Source organism: Thermococcus fumicolans, from assembly GCF_055386755.1.
In genome coordinates, this window is sequence record NZ_AP042424.1 from 200676 (window position 1) to 217947 (window position 17272).

The window sequence follows — 17272 nt, forward strand, 5'->3', positions numbered from 1 at the left end:
CTTCCGATTGCGGCCCTCTCAAAAGCTACGGTAAAGGAGTATAAATCCTTTGCCTCCTCAAAAGGCAGAAAAGGAAAGAGAAATCACTCGACGTCCTCAAACCTATCCTCGAGCCTCTTGAGAACACCCGGCAAAGTAGTGTACTCCATGTCCTCCATCGGGAGCCTGTGAGGCTCGAACGGGCCGTGCCTGCGCATGTACTCGGCTATCTCAACGGCCTTCTGTCTCGCGTAGTCGAAAGCGGGGTCGTCGAAGAGGTCAACCGGTCCGACGAGCTTCCCTTCTGGGCTTATCTGCCAGCCGAGAGCGACAACCCTTGGCGGACCGTCGAAGCGGGTCGGGTTGGCCTGGTGCATCGCCACCGGCATCACCGGGCCGTTGTGAGAGCCACGCATCCAACCGCTGACGAGGTGCGGGAAGGCGAAGGGCTCGAGGACTTCACCCAAAGCCGGAAGACCGCTCTGGGCCCTGACTATCGCCACGGGATCGTCCTTACCGACGTACTCTCCAGCGACCTCGTAGAGCTTCTCGGTGCTGACTACTGCAACTGGCTCGTCCTTGCTTATCGGGTGACCCTCCTTCGGGTAAACGCGCTTGATGACGTACCTGCTCTTCGCGCCGATGAGGGCGAGAAGGTCGTAGACTTCCTCGGGGGTGTTGAGAACCACGCGCTTATGCTTGAGGATGTCCCAGACCTCAAAGCGGAAGCCCATGTGCATCTTGGGGTCAATGACCAAACCAGCGGTGTTGAATGGATCCGCGAACATCCTGAATATAGGCAGGTTGAACGCTCCAGGCTCGGTCTTGTCCATGTGGAACGTAACTATAGGCTCGCTCTTCCTCAGGGTTATCTCCATCTCTGCAACGCCCGGCCCCATTCCGCGGATGTTCCCGCTGAAGGCATCCTTGAGAAGGTCCTGGCCGGCCCCGTAGAGGCCGAGCTCCTTGGCAACCTTGGTGGCCTCCTCAAAGGCCTTCCAGGCGAGTCCGTGTATCTCGGGGCTGTCAACGCCCTTCTTGTGGGTCATTATGAGCTGGAGGTCGTCGCCGCAGGTCGCGACGTAGAAGTCGATAATGGTCCCCTCTTCGACGGCCTTTGAAAGAACCTCTTCAGCGGTCTCGACGAGCTGGGGGTGCACCCTCGAGTGCCCAGGCCAGCCGCCGATGTCCGCCTTAATAACGCTAATCGTTATCTTATCCCCAACGGCCATGGCAACCACCGGTAGCTTTAACCACTTTCATGCTTATAAAACGTTAATATCACCGTCGATGATACACAAAAAGGCGTCAAAATTCGGGCGTTCTAACAAGATCTGGAAGAAAGGGGAGATCATTCACAGATGTCGGTCCAGCCGAACTTCTCCTTGGCGACCTTGATCAGGTTCTTGAGTTCGTCCTTCTTGATGTTGACGCTCGAGCTTGCCCCGACGAGGGCTATGATGCCGTGAACCTCCTCCTGAACCTGTATAACGTCGTCGTGAACCTTGAGAACGCGCAGTTCCCTTCTGGCCGTTTCGTCCTCGCTTATCCTGAACTTGTCCTTTCCAACCACTATGGGCTCCTCCACAGCCACCACCTCGGAATATTTTTGTAAGTTTGGGTTAATAAAACTTCCGGGAGCAAAGTTTATAAACCCGGGGCCGTTAAGGTTGAGACGGATGGGGGCGTGGTGTAGCCTGGTCTATCATCGCGGGCTCCAGAGGTATGAGGACTTGCGGGTTTGCTGATTGGGGATGAGCCTTTGGAGCTCTGACCCGGAGAAACCCGCGGACCGGGGTTCAAATCCCCGCGCCCCCACCATTCAGCAAACTTTTCTGGCGAAAAGTTTGATCAAAAGAGGTAGCTTCTTTCCCAAGCGCATCCTGCAAGGGGTTTCTGCCTGAACTTACCCGTTTGGAGAGGGAACTCATTAAAGCTCATTTTAAAGGGTGTTTACACTGGAAATACGCCCGATGGGCGTCGGAGAAAAGTAAACTCCTGCCGTCTGGCCTTAAAGGAAGTTCCTCCATTGAAGAGTCTGTCTTAGATGTTAAACCCCCTCAAAGTTTCTCATTTTGAAGAGAGCTACGAGATTTTGGTCAAGCTTTGCCCAACAAAGCTTGCTTGGTGAGCGTTTCACTTCCAAAGGCACCCAATAAGCGCTGAAAAGAAGTTGAAACCTATTTGAGCTTGCTTTTTCAGGCTCAAACCTACTTTGAGCTTGCAAACTTGAGAGGACATGCGGACTCAGTCTGATATTTTTAAGGAGCAAAGTTCCCCCTCAAGTCCCAGAACGACCCATCTCCCCTCTACCGGTGAGATTAAAAAGCTTGGGAGTGTTTCATCCTCCGGTGGTGGACGTGGAGATCCACTACGAGTGCTTTGCCTGCGCCGCCAACCAGTGTCAGAAAATCGTCGAGATGGGCACGGACGACTTGGAGCTCAGAAAGAGGGGCGTCATCGAGGCGGCAAAGCTCATGGCGAGGATAAACGAGAATTCAATCCCCGCTGTTTTCGGCAGCGAGGTCTTTCTAGGCGTTTATAAAGTTATAGGCAACGACGACCCGTTTAAAGACTACAAGGAGCTCTCAAACAGATTGGCTGAGAAGGTTGTCTCAGACATCGAGAAAGAGGAGATAGACCTGAAGACCGCTCTCAAGCTCGCAATAATCGGCAACGTGATAGACTTTGCCGTCGGCTACTCCCCGGAGAGGATCGAGGAGGACGTGAAGGCGATGCTCGGCGAGGAGCTCTACGTTGACCACTCCGATGAGCTGTTCGAGAGGCTGGAAAAAGCTAAGGCCCTCCTCTACCTCACGGACAACTGCGGCGAGATCTACTTTGACAGGCTCTTCATAAGGAAGCTGAAGGAGGCCTTCCCGCACCTTGAAATCTACGTTGCGGCTAAAGACGGCCCGATAATCAACGACGCAACGGTTGAAGACCTTGAGAGGGCTGGCTTTGAGGAGTTCACCGAGATAATCTCGACGGGGACACGGATAGTCGGCGTCCCCATCGATCGGGTCTCCTCTGAGTTCAGGGAGGTCTTTGAGAAGGCCGATGTCATAATCGCCAAGGGGCAGGGCAACTTCGAGACGCTGAGCGAGATAAAGGACGATCGCGTCTTCTACCTCCTCAAAGCGAAGTGCCGGCCGATAGCGAGAGAACTGGGAGTGCCGCAGGGGAGCATGGTGTGTTTGAGAAGTGGAAGCCAGCACCCAGATAAGTAAAAAGGTTGAGGAAACCGCTCGGATCTCCCAGGGCTTGCAGTGGGGGAAGAAAGGTTTAAATAGTTCGAAGTGGATTATCATAATCATGTGTGAACAATTCGTGAACAGAGAGAGGGAACTGCAGGCATTAAGGGAAGCTTATGAGAGCAACAGAAAAGAGCTCATAATCGTTTATGGGAGAAGAAGGGTTGGTAAGACCGCCCTCGTTAAGAAGTCGGTGAAAGGTATTCCCCACATATACTTTTTTGCAGAGGAGACCCTAGAGAAGGAAAACCTCCGGACGTTTCAATCTCTTGTCGGCAATGCCCTTAAGAACCCCCTCATAGCAAAGGCGGAACTCTCGTGGGAGGAGGTCTTTGAAATTCTCGATGGCTCGGGAGTTGTGGTCATAATAGACGAGTTCCCAAACCTTCTGAAAGCAAACAGAGGCCTCCTCTCAAAGTTCCAGAAGATATGGGATTCTTCAAGGAAACTCAAACTCGTACTCACTGGTTCAGCGATAAGCGTGATGGAGAGCCACGTTCTGGGCTACAAAAGTCCCCTCTATGGCAGAAGGACGCTCTCTATAAAACTTGAACCACTGAGCTTTCTTCATCTGAGGGAGTTCTTCCCCGAGAAAAGCTGGGGAGAGCTCGTGAGAATCTACGGAATAACCGACGGCATACCCGCGTACATTAAGGAAGTTCAGTTTAGACTGAGGGCAGGAGAAAAGCTTGAAGAAGTATTCCAGCCCAACAAACCGCTATTCGACGAGGCCGAATTCCTCCTACGGAGCGAGCTTAGGGAGCCAGCTCGATACTTCGCGATACTGAAGGCGATAGCCTTCGGAAAGACGAAGTTCGGAGATATAGTGAACTTTACGGGCCTTCCAAGCTCGACGGTTTCCCAGTACCTGAGCAATCTCCAGACGCTCCACATAGTTGAGGAGAGGCACCCGGTTGGAGAACCCGAGAGGAGGAGAAACGCCCGCTACTACCTGAGCGACCTCTACTTCAACTTCTGGTTCCGCTTCGTCTATCCCAACCGCTCCCAGCTCCTCGACTTCGGCTACATCGAGAACTTTGATGAAGAGTACAACCGCTATCTTGGCTTCGTCTTTGAAAAGGTGGCGGGTGATTTTCTCAAGGAATTGAACCGTGCCGGGAAACTCCCGTTTAGGTTCACGAAAATTGGCGGCTGGTGGAAGAAAAACGAGGAGATCGACCTTCTCGCTCTCAACGAGCGGGAGAAAAAGGCCCTTTTCATTGAGGTGAAGTGGAAGGAGCTGAGCGGGAGGGAAGCAAAGGGAGTTTTGAAGGACTTGGAGAGGAAGGCGGATTTTGTAGAGCTGGAAAGCTGGGAAAGATGGTACGGGATCGTCGCAAAGGGCCTGGGGGATAAAGAGGAGCTTCGCAATGGGGGATGGCTCGCCTGGGACTTGAGGGATTTTGAAGGGACTTCAAAAAGTTGAGATGTGAAAGTAGCCTCCTCGCCAGCGGCCTCTTTTCAAGGAAGCCCTCAAAGGTGGAAGCTACGGGGCTCTACACGACAGCCTTGTGAGGACACTCGCCTCAATGCTCTCTCTAAGGCCAGGAGAACAACGTTAAGTGGACGTGAGAGAACTGACAACCTCGGGGAAAGGCTTGGGTAGTTGCAACACGATTAGACTAATCATGGTGCAACAATTCGCGCTAGGTCAGCCTCTTCTCCCTCTCCGGGAACTTCCAGTTCTTCGTTATCTTCGTCACGTTCCTCACGAGGGCCTTCTCCTCGGGGTGCCTTGAGACAAGCTCCTCGAGGAAGGAAAGCAGCTCGTCGTAGGCGGGCTTGTCTATCGGGAACGGCACTTTATCCTTCCCGCCAACGGCGTAGCTGAACTTGAAGGGGTCGGGCGGGTGGGTTACTGGATCCTTCCAGCTCGGGTGGACGTCATAGATTAACTCAAGGACGAGCGATAATGCCCTCAAAGTGCTCGGCCCGAGGCCCTTGAGGAGCAAAAACTCCTCGTAGTTCGAAACGCTAAGCTCCCTCGCAAATTCTAGGGCTTTTCTGTTCAGCTCGAACCTCCCGAGACTCTCGTAGCGCTTCAGCAGGTCTTTCTCCCAGGGCTCGCGGGGCTTGTAGTAAACGAGGGGCCTGTAACCCTTGGCAATTGCCTTCAGGCTCTCAAGCTCACGCTCTATCTTCGTGGGGTTCTCCTGGACGATGTCAAGGAGCGTCTTCTGATATTCCCTCGCGTCCTTCGATACAGTGTTCAGCGCGAACTCCGTCTTTAGGCCGGCAATGGCTTTGTGTGGGTCGAGGGTGAAGGTTTCCGCGTCAAACCAGTGGAAGCGTCTCGCGAGCTTAGCTTTCTCGTTCATTCCCTGCTGTATCACCGCCCAGTTCCCCATCTCATCGAGGAAGAAGACGTGGTGGTAGAGCTGGTAGCCGGTCTGAAGGGCAACGGTATCGACCTTCGCGACCAGCCTTGAAGTCCTGACGTACGGCTCGGGGTCGAGGTCGTAGAGCTTTGCGATGGTTTTCAGCTCCTCTGGAGTAGCCCGGCTCTTCTTCCCCTTCCCGCCGGCCGCTTTTACTCCGAGTTCCTCCCTCCAGAGGGCGTCCTTTATCATGCCTGCTGTTACCGTCGTCGAGCCACTGCTGTCCCAGTCCATCCCGATAACGTTGTTGAAGGCCTGAAACCACACCGGGTCTGAGAGCCTCTCAAGGAGCCCCTTCGTCCCGTATTCTTCGACCGCTAAGATGAGCACTAACCTAGTCAGCTTCCTCATCCTCTGGGCGAGCCACGCTGGAACGTGGCCGCCGTGAAGGGGCAGATCGGCGACGTTCCTCATCGGAGTTAGTTGAGCCTTTGGTGTTTTAACGGTTGTCCCTTAAAATCCTCATGCTTTTTCCTGTTTTTCCGCAAAATGCCCGGGAAAGGCTGTCCATATGAAAGGGAAAGCCTTTTTACCCCTCGTTTCGAGGGAGGTCTGAAGGTTTAACGCTTACGGAGGGTTGAGGATGGGAGTTGAAAAGGTTCCGAAGTACGACATCCCGACTGTTAAAGTGGACTACGTTTTTATCGAGCTCGACAAGATGAAGCCCCACGAGCAGCTCGTCCAGAAGGAGCTTGAGGCGTTCATCGAGAGCGTCACAGGGAGCGGCATCTTCTGGAAGCCGATGCTCCTCGCCAAGGTTCCCGGTGAGGATATGTACCTGATAGTTGACGGCCACCACCGCTGGGCCGGCCTCCAAAAGCTCGGCGCCAAGCGCGCTCCCTCGGTCATCCTTGACTACTTCAGCGACGACGTCAAGGTCTACACCTGGTACCCGGCCTTCAAGGGAGACCTTAACGAGGTTCTCGAGAGACTTAAGGCGGAAGGACTCGAGGTCGTTGAAGACCCCGAGGCTGAGGAGAAGGCTGAGAGGGGAGAGATAGCCTTCGCCCTCGTCGGTGAGAAGAGCTTCGCCATCCCCGGTTCTCTGGAGGAGCAGAAGAAGGTCAGCAAGGTCCTCGACGAGATGAGCGTCGAGGGGAAGATAGAGCTCATCTACTACGGCCTCAAGGAAGATGCTAGAGAGGACATGGGCAAGGGCGAGATCGACTACGTCTTCATCAGGAAGGCCCCGACCAAGGAAGAAGTCATGGAGCTCGTCAAGCGCGGCGAGGTTTACTCCCCAAAGACCACGAGGCACGTCCTGCCCTTCAACCCGGACAAGATCGACGTCAAGCTCGAGGAGCTCTTTTGAGTTCCAACTTTTTGCGAAATATTTTTAATTTGTGAGTATTCACAATCCTCGGGTAAGAGTTAATGACGGGACTTCGCAAGGTTTTAAAAACTCTGCTTTTAATAGTCCTCCTCATCCTCGGGATGAGGGCGGCGTATCTCAAATACGAACTCAGATCCGCCGTTGTTGCCTATGAAAGAGCCGGGGTTCCAGAAAACGAGACGCTCGTTGCAGCCTATCACCACGGAAACACCTGGCAGTTTGCCACTTACATCGACGGGGATGGAATCCTGAATGTCTACACCGTGGAGTGGAAACCCCTCTCGGCGTTCATCCTTGGAAGACTCGACAGAAAGGTCGAAAGGGCGGAGGCCCTGGTTAACTACTCCCCCCTCGCAATGGAAGTTTCTCTTCTCCGCAACTACCGCCCCCACCAAACGGCCCTCCTCTTTAAAACCCTGGGGTGGGTCTATGGAGACAAGGTAAACGGCTCCTACCTCCCTGCCTTCTCGGATGTGATAAAGCCCGGGGAAGTCTACTACTCCATCGAAGGGACAGGCTCCAGGGATAAGATCTGGATCAAAACCAAGACGATCTGTGATCCTCCAAGCCTCTTCGCCCATGACTACGTCTGCAGAGGGTTCATCGGGTACGAAGGGCTTCTCACTATCCCGGGATACAGCCTCGAATCCGGTCAAATGGTGTGGGTGGTCAAGAAACTTCAGGGGGACAAGCTAAACATCACAGTGTTCTACCCCGGCATCAGCCTCTCCACAACTATCAAGGCAAAGAGATACATGAACGAAACCATGACCTTCACTGGGAAGAGCGTCCAGCTTCTGAGAGAAGCCATCCCAAAGGTCGTCTGGCCCGATATCACCTACATCCAGGTATGGGTATCCGATGACAACGGAAACGCTTCCGTGGAGGGGATATTCCTCCTCCCCAACTACAGGTACGGCACGTTTGAAGAATCCCTGGGAAGTGATGGGAGTTGAAGGGGGAGAGCGTCCTAAAGGCCCTCATGGTGCTCGGCCTGATCATTGCGGCTGTGGGATACCTCGGCCACTTCGGGACACCATCCTCAGAGATCCCTCTCGTGAACTCCACCTACGTCTACGAAAACTACCTTAAACCCTACGACGAAGAGGGATACAGGCTTCTGGCGGCCCATCTGCGGATATGGCATCCGTCCGAGACGGTAATAGAGTGGAAGGTCTACCTCTACCACCCCAACGGAACCCTAACCCTCGTGTACATTACCAAAGACGGGGTGTCCTCCGGGAAGTATCCAACCAGCCTCGACTATTCATCCATCTCGATGCCCCTCTCGGCCCTAAAAAACCTCGGAATGGTTGAAGAAAAAGGCTATGTCAACCGCCTCTACTTCCTGAACGAGACGGATTATCGGATTATGGAGGACGAGTACAAAGGGATCGCGAGATGCAGGAACATAACTTCCCTCCTCTCCGGGAGGAGCTTTAAGCTTCTCAGGGGACTCAAGGTCGGTGGGGAAACTAAGCTCATGGACATCAGACCTGCAGGTGGAGTGTTCGTCATCACCGGCTCGTACAGTTACAGGCCACTCTGTAGGGAAACCTGGCTCGTCGTAGAACCATACAACGAAACCCACGACAGGGTTGGTGTCATCTACCCTGATGCAGAGGTCTGGGGCCTTGTGCCTTCCCAAAACCTGCCGGTCTTCAACGGGAGCGATTACGTTCGGCTCATAAGGAGGTTCTCAAAAAAGCTGAGCTGGGGCGATGTTGAGGGCATCCTAATAAACGCCACCGGGATCTACGTGAACCCCCACGCGAGGGAGATCTTTGAGAGGGGATATAAGAGGGGTAGCCTACCGGGCATTTCAGGGATTGTGGTATTCAGAAACGGAACCGTTAAAACCTGGGGAGTCTGGATAGATAGGGGGAGGGTATTGGATTCGTAACTTCCTCCGCCCGATGACGATGGATCAACCGGCTGAGCGGTGATGATCAGTCCAGGAAACCGAGGGCCTGCATCTGCACCTACATAGCCACTTACAAAAAAGGCACTTATATCACGAAGCCCAATTCCCCAGCGGTGAAAGCATGAGCCCCGTCAGGGCAGTGCTATCGATGATCGCACAGGCCCAGTTCAACACCTCAAGCTCACCCCACCCCCTTCCCCCTGGGCCCGTCCACTTCCAGATAGTGGGCTCCCGGGAGGCCGTACCTGAGCGAGAGGCCCTTCTCGTTACCAGGCCCGGGAAGAGCGTTCCCTCCGGGTGGGATCCCCTTCTCGTGAGCACCGTGCCGGGTTTCATAGGTCCCCGGGAGCTCCCCAAACTCCTCCACCGAATCCTTGAGGAGCTCAGGGAAAACCCGAGAAAGGCCGTTGTCATAGAGTGCCCGGAGTACCTGGCCATATACAACGGGTTTGAGAGCTTTCTGAAGTTCCTCCACACACTGAGGGATCACGTTATCCTGGCCGGGGGAAAGCTGTATTTAATCACCGACCCCTCCTCCTGGGATGAGAGGGAGTTTGCACTCCTCCGCGGGATCGAGGGCTGAAAAGCCACGCATCGAGTTTTACGGGATTCTTCCGGATTTCCCGCAGGGTAAGAACGTAGAGGCGCCTCCCATCAACGGAGCGCCTTATCCTGATCTCGCCGGCCTCTTCCAGGAGAGTGAGTGCGTCTTTGACGAGGCTAGGCTTTACGCCCAGTCCCTTGATCCCCTCCCAGAAGGGCTCCATGCGGGAGTACCGGGAGACGCGCCTAACGAGCTCCCGGGCTAGTTCCAGCTTGCGTTCCCCTCTGGCCACCCGGTAGGCTTTTGAAAGCGCCCCCAGGTCCCTCACCGCAGGCACCATCCCATTTTGGGCGGGATGATATAAAACAGTTTCCCGGAGGATGCAAACCAACGTAGTGCAAACCTTTTAAACTCCTGTGAGTACATATGCCCGGGCGGTGGGGATGAGAAAACACGGGGTCGTTTACATCCTTTTGGTAGTCGCCTTCCTTCTGATGCTCGTCCCCTCGGCATCGGCCGGAGGAAACGAGAGGAAGGTGTACGTTGCGAAGTTCGAGGGCGTCATAACGAGCTATTCGGTTGATCAGTTCTCAAGGTACATCCGGGCCGCGGAGAAGGGAAACGCCGAGGCCCTGATAATAGAGATCGACACCCCTGGCGGCAGCGGTGAGGCGATGCAGGAGATAATCCAGAGGATAAAGGAGTCGCGGGTTCCGGTCATCATCTACGTCTATCCACCAGGGGCGATAGCGGCCTCGGCCGGAACCTACATAGCCCTCGGCTCCCACCTCATAGCGATGGCCCCCTCAACCAGCATAGGGGCCTGCGAGCCCATCATGGGCTACTCCGCCAACGGGAGCATAGTGAAGGCCCCCGAGAAGATAAGGAACTTCTACATAGCCTACATCAAGAGCCTTGCAGAGGCGAGCGGCAGGAACATGACGGCCGCCGAGAAGTTCATCACGGAGGACCTCAGCCTGACCCCGGAGGAGGCCTTAAAGGCCCACACCATAGAGGTAGTGGCCGAGGACGTTCCCGACCTGCTCAAAAAGGCGAACGGAATGAGGACGAAGATCCCCGTTAAGGGGAAGGGCTACGTAACGCTGAACTTCACGAACGTCAGAATAGTGACGATGGAGCCCTCCTTTAAGGACGAGGTCGTTAAGTACATCTCGGATCCGACGGTGGCCTACGTCCTCATAAACATCGGCATCCTCGGGCTCATCTTCGGCTTCCTGACCCCAGGGTGGCACGTTCCGGAGACCGTCGGGGCGATACTCCTCGTCCTCGGACTCATCGGCCTCGGCTACTTCGGCTACAACGCAGCGGGCCTTCTGCTGGTGTTTCTGGCCATAATATTCTTCATAGCCGAGGCACTGACGCCGACCTTTGGCCTGTTCACGGTCGCGGGGGTAGTGACGATGATCATAGGCGGCATACTCCTCTTTGGAGGTGGAAACGAGTACCTCATCCAGACTTCCACGTTCTCCACCCTGAGGATCGTCATAGTAGTGATAGCCCTCCTCCTCGCGGCATTCTTCGCCTTCGGCGTCGCCGCGGTCGTGAGGGACAGGAGGAAGAAGGCCCAGACAGGGAAGGAGGAGATGATCGGAGAAATAGGAAGGGTCGTCCAGGATCTGAACCCAGAGGGAATGGTGAAGATCAGGGGCGAGCTCTGGAGGGCCGAGAGCAAGGACGGGAGGCCGATAAAGGTCGGGGAGCGGGTTAAAGTCGTTGAGGTTAGAGGCCTAACCCTCATTGTGACAAAGGAGAGGGAGAACCCCGATGAAGGAAAGGAGGTGTGAAGCATGACCAGTGTTGGGACTATTGTTTTGGGAATCGTTTTGCTTTTTGTTTTGATGGTGCTGGCAAGCGCCATAAAGATAGTGAAGGAGTACGAGAGGGCAGTGATATTCAGGCTCGGTAGGGTCGTCGGTGCAAGGGGCCCGGGACTGTTCTTCATCATCCCGATATTCGAGAAGGCCTACATAGTCGACCTCCGTACTAGGGTTTTGGATGTACCGGTTCAGGAGACCATAACAAAGGACAACGTTCCGGTTAAGGTGAACGCCGTCGTGTACTTCCGCGTCGTCGACCCGGTAAAGGCCGTAACCCAGGTGGCCAACTACATAATGGCCACCAGCCAGATAGCCCAGACGACGTTGAGGAGCGTCATAGGCCAGGCCCACCTTGATGAGCTCCTAAGCGAGAGGGAGAAGCTCAACATGGAGCTCCAGAAGATTATAGATGAAGCAACCGACCCGTGGGGAATAAAGGTCAGTACCGTTGAGATAAAGGACGTTGAACTGCCAGCTGGGATGCAGAGGGCCATGGCAAAGCAGGCAGAGGCCGAGCGTGAGAGGAGGGCAAGGATAACCCTTGCTGAGGCAGAGAGGCAGGCGGCAGAGAAGCTCAGGGAAGCGGCAGAGATCATAAGCGAGCACCCGATGGCACTCCAGCTCAGAACGCTCCAGACCATCAGCGACGTGGCCAGCGACAAGAGCAACGTCATAGTGCTACCCCTCCCGATGGAGATGCTCAAGCTCTTCAAGAGCTTCGCCGACGCCGGTGAGACCTTTAAGAAGTCCATGGAAGAGAAGAAGGCCTCCGAGTGAGGCCGCTACTTTTTTAAACTCTTTTCTGTCGATTCATCCAGTTAGGCTTTTGAAAGTTTAAACGGGTGTGTCAAAAATGAAGGGGAAGGAGAGGCTGATCGAGAAGATGTTCGAGGCGGGGGCCGTTCTCTTCGGCCGCTTTGTCCTTGCCTCTGGAAAAGAGAGCGATTACTACATCAACGTCAAAAAAGTGATCACTGATCCAGAGGCGCTGAGGCTCATAGCCCGCCTGATGGCTGAAAAGGTTAGGGTAGAGGGGATAGAGTTCGACAGAATAGCGGGACCGGAACTCGGTGCGGTGCCGATAGCGACGGCCCTCTCTCTAGAAACCGGGAAGCCCCTGGTCATAGTCAGGAAAAAGCCCAAGGGATACGGAACCAACAGCCAGATCGAGGGGGAGGTGAGGAAGGGAGAGAGGGTACTCCTCGTGGAGGACGTTACGACAACGGGGGGAAGCGTCCTTAAGGCCGCTTCTGTTCTTGAGTCCTTGGGAGCCAAGATAGCCGCTATATCAGTTGTCGTCGACCGCGAGGAGGGGGCGGAGGAGAACATAACAGGGAAGGGCTACAGGTTCCTGCCAGTCATAAGGGTATCAGAGCTACTGGCCAGAAAGCCTACTCCCAGTGGAGATAGGGATTGAGGGATCTCCTAACGACGCGCAGGAAGGCCAGAAGGAAGTTCTCCTTCCGCTCAACTCTCTTTCCGAACATCCACTCGATCAGGTTCTCACCGGTTCTCTTAATGTCAATGGTTGCCCTGGATTTCGGAAAGGCCTCCAGCACGGGGAGGCCCCTGTTTAGGGCCATTGGGACTCTCTCGTCGAGAGACACTACCCCGAGGACAGGGACGCCAATGGAACCCTCGATAAGCTCCAGAACTCCCCCTATCTCGGGCCTGGCTTCCCTGACCTTGTTCAGGATCACGCCAACCTTCAGCCCGAACTCGTCTCCGATGGCCTTCAGCTTAACGACCTCGTTTTCTATCATCCTCTCTACCGAATATATCGGAGACCTCTCAAGCTCGACTATTATGAGCTGGTAGTCAACGAGGTTAAAGGTCGAGAGCGTGTCAAAGGGTATGCCGACGGGGGAGTCGATGATTATAAACCCGTACCTCTCCCCAAACTCCCTCACCACCCTAGCTAGTTGCCGGTGATCGAGGTCGAGGACGTCGTAGAGGTTAGGGCTCCCCGGGGCAACGTACACCCCAGTCCTGGGATCCCTGTAAACGGCCTCGAAGGGGTTAACCCTGGGATCCTTAAGAACCCTGTGTATGCAAACCTTCGGGGTGTATATCCCAAAATGGAAGCCTAGCTTTGGCAGGTAGAGATCACCGTCCACGGCCAGGACGTCCTCCTTCAGAACCCTGCCGAAATACACGGCTAGGTTTGACGTCATGGTGGTCTTTCCAGCCCCGCCGCGTCCCGTGATAACGACACCGGTCGTCCGGATTCCCCCAAAGGGTTTCCCCTGATTAGAAGGGCTGAAAAAACGTTTCAAAACAAAATTAAACTAAACGTAGTCCTCGAGGGTCTTGGCCTTCACCATTATATGGGCCTTCTCGGTTCCGTAGAACACCTCGACCAGGCCATCCGACTCGAGGGCCTTGACGGTCGAGAGAAGGGCAGGCATAGGGGTTTCAAGCTCAGAACTCAGGTGCTGGAGTGCAACCGCCCGCTTTTTGGTCGCCAAAACCCGGTAAACTAAATCCTTGCTCCTGCCGAACATCGGGAAGGCACCATTAATAGTGCGTCCTCAACATAAATAAACTTTATTGGCCAAAAATCGTCACCGCGACGATGGCAATAGTTTATAAACTTTTTCCATCAAGGCACCCCGATGCCGGTGGAAGGAAGGATAGAGGGACTCAACGAGGATGGGCTTGGGGTACTCCGGGAGGGGGGGAAGAAAATATTGGTCCCCTTCACCGCCCCGGGGGACAGGGTTAGGGTTGAGAAAACCAGAAGGAAGAAAAAGAAGATCATAGCGGATACTTTTGAGGTTCTAGAACCCAGTCCGATGAGAAGCAATCCCAAGTGTCCCCACTTTGGACGCTGCGGTGGGTGTCTCCTCCAGCACTTGCCCTATGAGAGACAGCTGGAGTTCAAGGAGTCAAAACTCAAAAAAATCTTGGGCGAAGAAGTCAAAGTTATTCCGTCTCCAAAGATATTTGGGCACAGAAATAGGATTGATGTTGTCATTTCGACAAAAGGCATAGGGTTTAGAAGGTACGGGACGTGGTGGGACGCGGTTGACATAGGGGAATGCCCCGTCTTCGGGCCCTCTTCGAGGAAGGTTCTATCATCCCTCCGAGACTTCATCGAAGACCACAGGCCAAGCCTCTACGAGATAGGGGAGAACCGGGGCTTCCTGAGGTACATCGTGATAAGGGAGGGCAAGTTCACGGGCGAGCTTATGGTGAACCTCGTTACCTCCCCCGGGGAGCTCCCGGAGGGGTTCCCCGACTACTTCGACTACGCGGACTCAGTATACTGGAGCGTCAACAGAACCTCAAGCGACGTCTCGTACGGGGACATCGAGGCGTTCTGGAAGTCCGAGTTCATAAGGGAGCGCCTCGGGGACGTTACCTATCTGATCCACCCCAACAGCTTCTTCCAGACGAACAGCTACCAGGCAGTCAACCTCCTCAAAGTCGTTGAGAATGTGGCGGAGGGGGAAAGGGTTCTCGACCTCTACTCAGGGGTTGGAACCTTCGGGGTCTACCTGGCGAAAAGGGGGTTCGTCGTGGAGGGAATCGAGGTCAACCCCTTCGCGGTCGAGATGGCCAGAAAGAACGTCGAACTGAACGGGGTCGATGCGGAGTTCAAGGTCGGTGCGGATAGGGACGTGGAGTCCCTCATGGAATACGACACCGTGATAGTGGACCCCCCCAGGGCTGGCCTCCATCCAAAGCTCGTGAAGAGGCTCGTCAAGGACGGTCCCGAGAAGCTAATCTACGTGTCGTGCAACCCCAAAACCCTAGCGGAGAACCTGAGGAACCTCAAGGAAGCTTACAGAGTGGAGTCGATAACCGGCCTCGACATGTTCCCCCACACACCCCACGTGGAGGTCGTGGTTGAATTAAAACGTCAAGGATCCCGTTGAAGAACCACTAAGTTAATAAATCATAATGCCGTAGTTCGAGATCAGCAGGAGGTGAATGAATTGCTCGACGAGAGGGATAGGGTCATAATTGAGATGCTAACTAAGGACGCCAGAACGCCCTTCACCGAGATCGCCAAGGTCCTAGGCATAAGCGAGACGGCCGTGAGAAAGCGCGTGAGGGCCCTCGAGGAGGCCGGAGTGATAAAGCAGTACACGATAGTAATAGACCCGTCAAAGCTCGGCTACAACCTAGTCAGTCTCACAGGCGTAGACACGCTCCCGGAGAAAATATTCGAGGTCGCCCAGAAGCTCAAGGAGTTCGAGTTCGTGAGGAACGTGTACCTGACCAGCGGCGACCACATGATAATGACCGAGATATGGGCGAAGGACGGCGAGGATCTCTCGGACATAATCTCCAACAAGATCGGGAAGATCGAAGGCGTTACCAAGGTCTGCCCCGCAATAATCCTGGAGAGGCTCAAGTGAGCCCCCGGCACTTTTCTTTCTTCAACAGCCCATCAGTTATGCGGAAGGTTCTGTCACAGAGGGGACACATTAGCTCTGGGAAGTGAGTGACCGCTATAACGGTCCGGCCTCGCTCTTTGAGCTCCCCGAGAAGACCTAGAAACTGGATCCTCGATTCGTAGTCGAGGGAGGTCAAAGGCTCGTCCAGCAGGAGCAGATCGGGATCCCCAAGGAGGGCGCAGAGGATCTCGGCCTTTTTCACGTTACCGTGGGAGAGTTCTTCCACCGGGGTGTCCATGTACCTCCCAAGACCAAGCCTCTCGACGAGTTCGGGATCGGGCTTTTTGACGCCCAGTATTCTCCTGAAAACCTCCAGGTTCTCCCTGACGGTAAGTTTGGGGTAGAGGGCGGGTTTCTGACCCAGTATACCCATCCTCTCTGCGTTTACCTTTATCTCCCCCTCGTATTCAATGAGGCCCGCCACCGCATTGAGGAGGGTAGTCTTCCCGGCCCCGTTCCTTCCGACTATGCAGACGAACTCGCCCCTCCTAACGCTGAGGTCGATGCCCCTGAGAACCTGTACGCTCCCGTAGGACTTCCTGAGGTTTTTGATCGTCACAGAGTACTCCATTCCCGAACCCTCCTGTAGAGGAGAACGTCAAGGAGAGCAAAGGCAAAAACCGTCAGGATGAGATAGCCAAGGTAGTCCGCGAAGAGGCCAACGCTGACGTCCCGGAACATGAACGCCCTCAGGAGGACCCCAGAGTAATAGGTCGGCAGAAGCCGAGCGAACTCCTGGAACACCTTCGGAAAGAAGCCGACCGGGTAGAGCAGACCGGACATGAGGACGAGAAAGCCAGCGCTTACCTGGAGGAGGGTCTTGGAGTGGCCCTCGAACCTGAAGGCGAAAACGAAGCACAGGCCCATCAGGGAGAGGTAGAGGGTGGTGAGCAGGAGAACGAGCAGAACACCCCAGCCGAAGCCCACTTCACTGCCGGAGTGGTCGTAGACAAGCTTCGTGATGAGGGCCTGGAGGAGGATAACGGCCTCCCCCGCGATCACCTTTGCGACGAAGTTGAGGGGGAGGGAGGAGTAGAGCTTCAGCCTCGGCAGCACGCCCCTCTCCTCCAGGGTTGTACTGGGAACGAGCTCAAGCCCAACGAGAACGGAGAGCATCACGAGGACACCAGGGAAGAAGAACTCCGGCAGTGAGGCGTGTCTGTTTATCGGACGCTCCTCTATCTGGGTCGCACCCAGCCTTATCCTGAGGATCTCCAGCAGGTTCTCGGAGATGGCGGCAACGGGCGTCATCGAATCGTCGTAGTAGACCACGTAGCTCGCGTCCGTGAAGCTCCGGTACCTCTTTATCTCGATGACGACGTAGTACTCCTCCCTCTGGAGCTTCGCCGTTGCCTCTTCAACGGACGGTTCGAGATGGGGATTTGAGAACGTCCTGGCTATGGCCATTATCGAGTTTATCTGGGCCTGACTCAGATTCTTCTGGTCTATGATGATGGCCACGGGGTGTCGCTTGGGATGGCCTCCTGATACGTGGTGAAGACGAGACCGAAGAACAGGGGGAGACCGAATATCATGAAGAGAAGTGCCTTCCTCTTCGAGGTGAGCTTGAACTCCTTGAGCAGGAGCGGGAGCAGTCTACTCACTCGAACCACCCG

At 54.9% G+C, this 17272-nt stretch carries 20 protein-coding genes and 1 tRNA gene; 12 read left to right on the plus strand and 9 right to left on the minus strand.

The window, feature by feature from the left end:
- Nucleotides 1-83: 83 nt before the first annotated feature.
- Together fbp and ACZ5AM_RS01050 are read right to left on the minus strand one after the other, a co-directional pair.
- Nucleotides 84-1211, minus strand: a complete 1128-nt coding sequence (gene fbp, locus ACZ5AM_RS01045; RefSeq protein WP_464915852.1) for a fructose-1,6-bisphosphate aldolase/phosphatase — start codon at nt 1209-1211, stop codon at nt 84-86.
- Nucleotides 1212-1330: 119 nt separating this feature from the next.
- Nucleotides 1331-1567 (minus strand): hypothetical protein, encoded by a 237-nt coding sequence (locus ACZ5AM_RS01050; RefSeq protein WP_464915853.1) that lies wholly within the window; start codon nt 1565-1567, stop codon nt 1331-1333.
- Between the two features lie 93 nt (nt 1568-1660).
- Between ACZ5AM_RS01050 and ACZ5AM_RS01055 the strand changes: the two genes are divergently transcribed.
- The 3 genes from ACZ5AM_RS01055 (at nt 1661) to ACZ5AM_RS01065 (ending at nt 4659) form a co-directional block, all read left to right on the plus strand.
- Nucleotides 1661-1800 (plus strand) — tRNA-Trp (locus ACZ5AM_RS01055).
- A 539-nt stretch (nt 1801-2339) separates the two neighbouring features.
- Entirely contained in the window at nt 2340-3209 is an 870-nt protein-coding gene (locus ACZ5AM_RS01060) for a damage-control phosphatase (RefSeq protein WP_464915854.1), read from the plus strand.
- Nucleotides 3210-3294: 85 nt separating this feature from the next.
- Nucleotides 3295-4659 (plus strand): ATP-binding protein, encoded by a 1365-nt coding sequence (locus ACZ5AM_RS01065; RefSeq protein ID WP_464915135.1) that lies wholly within the window; start codon nt 3295-3297, stop codon nt 4657-4659.
- A 220-nt stretch (nt 4660-4879) separates the two neighbouring features.
- Here the strand turns inward: ACZ5AM_RS01065 and ACZ5AM_RS01070 are convergent, their stop codons facing one another.
- Nucleotides 4880-6025 carry a DUF763 domain-containing protein gene (locus tag ACZ5AM_RS01070; RefSeq protein ID WP_464915136.1) on the minus strand — a complete coding sequence of 382 codons (1146 nt, stop codon included), beginning with the start codon at nt 6023-6025 and terminating at the stop codon, nt 4880-4882.
- Nucleotides 6026-6194: 169 nt separating this feature from the next.
- On the opposite strand from ACZ5AM_RS01070, the gene serK reads away from it, so the two are divergent.
- From serK to ACZ5AM_RS01090, 4 genes are all read left to right on the plus strand, one after another.
- Complete coding sequence (gene serK, locus ACZ5AM_RS01075; protein ID WP_464915137.1) at nt 6195-6923, plus strand: L-serine kinase SerK; 729 nt, start codon at nt 6195-6197, stop codon at nt 6921-6923.
- Nucleotides 6924-6985: 62 nt separating this feature from the next.
- A complete protein-coding gene (locus ACZ5AM_RS01080) occupies nt 6986-7900 on the plus strand; it encodes a hypothetical protein (protein ID WP_464915138.1) in 915 nt (304 codons plus the stop codon).
- On the plus strand, nt 7897-8847 hold the full coding sequence (locus ACZ5AM_RS01085) for a hypothetical protein (protein ID WP_464915139.1): 951 nt from the start codon (nt 7897-7899) through the stop codon (nt 8845-8847). Before ACZ5AM_RS01080 ends, ACZ5AM_RS01085 begins: the two co-directional genes overlap by 4 nt.
- Nucleotides 8848-8989: 142 nt before the next feature.
- On the plus strand, nt 8990-9451 hold the full coding sequence (locus tag ACZ5AM_RS01090; protein WP_464915140.1) for a DUF835 domain-containing protein: 462 nt from the start codon (nt 8990-8992) through the stop codon (nt 9449-9451).
- On the opposite strand, the gene ACZ5AM_RS01095 is transcribed toward ACZ5AM_RS01090, so the two are convergent.
- Nucleotides 9390-9749: a hypothetical protein gene (locus tag ACZ5AM_RS01095; RefSeq protein WP_464915141.1), complete on the minus strand. Its 360-nt coding sequence runs from the start codon at nt 9747-9749 to the stop codon at nt 9390-9392. The genes ACZ5AM_RS01090 and ACZ5AM_RS01095 overlap by 62 nt on opposite strands.
- A gap of 106 nt (nt 9750-9855) precedes the next feature.
- Between ACZ5AM_RS01095 and ACZ5AM_RS01100 the strand changes: the two genes are divergently transcribed.
- The 3 genes from ACZ5AM_RS01100 to pyrE all read left to right on the plus strand — a co-directional run bounded on the left by ACZ5AM_RS01100 (nt 9856) and on the right by pyrE (nt 12667).
- The gene (locus ACZ5AM_RS01100) at nt 9856-11217 is read left to right on the plus strand and encodes an NfeD family protein (RefSeq protein WP_464915855.1); all 1362 of its coding nucleotides are present in this window, start codon (nt 9856-9858) and stop codon (nt 11215-11217) included.
- Nucleotides 11218-11220: 3 nt separating this feature from the next.
- The gene (locus ACZ5AM_RS01105; protein ID WP_464915142.1) at nt 11221-12027 is read left to right on the plus strand and encodes a slipin family protein; all 807 of its coding nucleotides are present in this window, start codon (nt 11221-11223) and stop codon (nt 12025-12027) included.
- Nucleotides 12028-12103: 76 nt separating this feature from the next.
- Nucleotides 12104-12667: an orotate phosphoribosyltransferase gene (gene pyrE / locus ACZ5AM_RS01110; protein ID WP_464915143.1), complete on the plus strand. Its 564-nt coding sequence runs from the start codon at nt 12104-12106 to the stop codon at nt 12665-12667.
- On the opposite strand, the gene ACZ5AM_RS01115 is transcribed toward pyrE, so the two are convergent.
- Both ACZ5AM_RS01115 and ACZ5AM_RS01120 read right to left on the minus strand, forming a co-directional pair.
- Entirely contained in the window at nt 12642-13424 is a 783-nt protein-coding gene (locus ACZ5AM_RS01115) for a MinD/ParA family ATP-binding protein (protein WP_464915144.1), read from the minus strand. The two genes, pyrE and ACZ5AM_RS01115, sit on opposite strands and share 26 nt — an antisense overlap.
- Before the next feature lie 114 nt (nt 13425-13538).
- Nucleotides 13539-13754 (minus strand): ArsR family transcriptional regulator, encoded by a 216-nt coding sequence (locus ACZ5AM_RS01120; protein ID WP_464915145.1) that lies wholly within the window; start codon nt 13752-13754, stop codon nt 13539-13541.
- 111 nt (nt 13755-13865) lie between these two features.
- Between ACZ5AM_RS01120 and rlmD the strand changes: the two genes are divergently transcribed.
- Together rlmD and lrpA are read left to right on the plus strand one after the other, a co-directional pair.
- A complete protein-coding gene (gene rlmD / locus ACZ5AM_RS01125; RefSeq protein ID WP_464915146.1) occupies nt 13866-15131 on the plus strand; it encodes a 23S rRNA (uracil(1939)-C(5))-methyltransferase RlmD in 1266 nt (421 codons plus the stop codon).
- 60 nt (nt 15132-15191) lie between these two features.
- Nucleotides 15192-15617 carry an HTH-type transcriptional regulator LrpA gene (gene lrpA / locus ACZ5AM_RS01130; protein ID WP_464915147.1) on the plus strand — a complete coding sequence of 142 codons (426 nt, stop codon included), beginning with the start codon at nt 15192-15194 and terminating at the stop codon, nt 15615-15617.
- Here the strand turns inward: lrpA and ACZ5AM_RS01135 are convergent.
- From ACZ5AM_RS01135 to ACZ5AM_RS01145, 3 genes are read right to left on the minus strand one after another with little or no spacing between them, the layout of a single operon-like run.
- A complete protein-coding gene (locus ACZ5AM_RS01135; protein WP_464915148.1) occupies nt 15610-16227 on the minus strand; it encodes an ATP-binding cassette domain-containing protein in 618 nt (205 codons plus the stop codon). The genes lrpA and ACZ5AM_RS01135 overlap by 8 nt on opposite strands.
- A complete protein-coding gene (locus ACZ5AM_RS01140; RefSeq protein WP_464915149.1) occupies nt 16212-17117 on the minus strand; it encodes an ABC transporter permease in 906 nt (301 codons plus the stop codon). The genes ACZ5AM_RS01135 and ACZ5AM_RS01140 overlap by 16 nt, the downstream gene beginning before the upstream one ends.
- On the minus strand, nt 17102-17269 hold the full coding sequence (locus tag ACZ5AM_RS01145) for a hypothetical protein (RefSeq protein WP_464915150.1): 168 nt from the start codon (nt 17267-17269) through the stop codon (nt 17102-17104). Before ACZ5AM_RS01145 ends, ACZ5AM_RS01140 begins: the two co-directional genes overlap by 16 nt.
- Between the last annotated feature and the right edge of the window lie 3 nt (nt 17270-17272).

Excerpts from the sequence above, each read along its gene's own strand:
- ACZ5AM_RS01115 (WP_464915144.1), bottom strand. The coding sequence starts at position 13,424 with ATGACGTCAAACCTAGCCGTGTATTTCGGCAGGGTTCTGAAGGAGGAC.
- ACZ5AM_RS01080 (WP_464915138.1), top strand. The coding sequence starts at position 6,986 with ATGACGGGACTTCGCAAGGTTTTAAAAACTCTGCTTTTAATAGTCCTC.
- ACZ5AM_RS01105 (WP_464915142.1), top strand. The coding sequence starts at position 11,221 with ATGACCAGTGTTGGGACTATTGTTTTGGGAATCGTTTTGCTTTTTGTT.
- ACZ5AM_RS01070 (WP_464915136.1), bottom strand. The coding sequence starts at position 6,025 with ATGAGGAACGTCGCCGATCTGCCCCTTCACGGCGGCCACGTTCCAGCG.
- fbp (WP_464915852.1), bottom strand. The coding sequence starts at position 1,211 with ATGGCCGTTGGGGATAAGATAACGATTAGCGTTATTAAGGCGGACATC.
- pyrE (WP_464915143.1), top strand. The coding sequence starts at position 12,104 with ATGAAGGGGAAGGAGAGGCTGATCGAGAAGATGTTCGAGGCGGGGGCC.
- ACZ5AM_RS01100 (WP_464915855.1), top strand. The coding sequence starts at position 9,856 with ATGAGAAAACACGGGGTCGTTTACATCCTTTTGGTAGTCGCCTTCCTT.
- ACZ5AM_RS01120 (WP_464915145.1), bottom strand. The coding sequence starts at position 13,754 with ATGTTCGGCAGGAGCAAGGATTTAGTTTACCGGGTTTTGGCGACCAAA.
- ACZ5AM_RS01065 (WP_464915135.1), top strand. The coding sequence starts at position 3,295 with ATGTGTGAACAATTCGTGAACAGAGAGAGGGAACTGCAGGCATTAAGG.
- serK (WP_464915137.1), top strand. The coding sequence starts at position 6,195 with ATGGGAGTTGAAAAGGTTCCGAAGTACGACATCCCGACTGTTAAAGTG.
- ACZ5AM_RS01135 (WP_464915148.1), bottom strand. The coding sequence starts at position 16,227 with ATGGAGTACTCTGTGACGATCAAAAACCTCAGGAAGTCCTACGGGAGC.
- rlmD (WP_464915146.1), top strand. The coding sequence starts at position 13,866 with ATGCCGGTGGAAGGAAGGATAGAGGGACTCAACGAGGATGGGCTTGGG.
- ACZ5AM_RS01090 (WP_464915140.1), top strand. The coding sequence starts at position 8,990 with ATGAGCCCCGTCAGGGCAGTGCTATCGATGATCGCACAGGCCCAGTTC.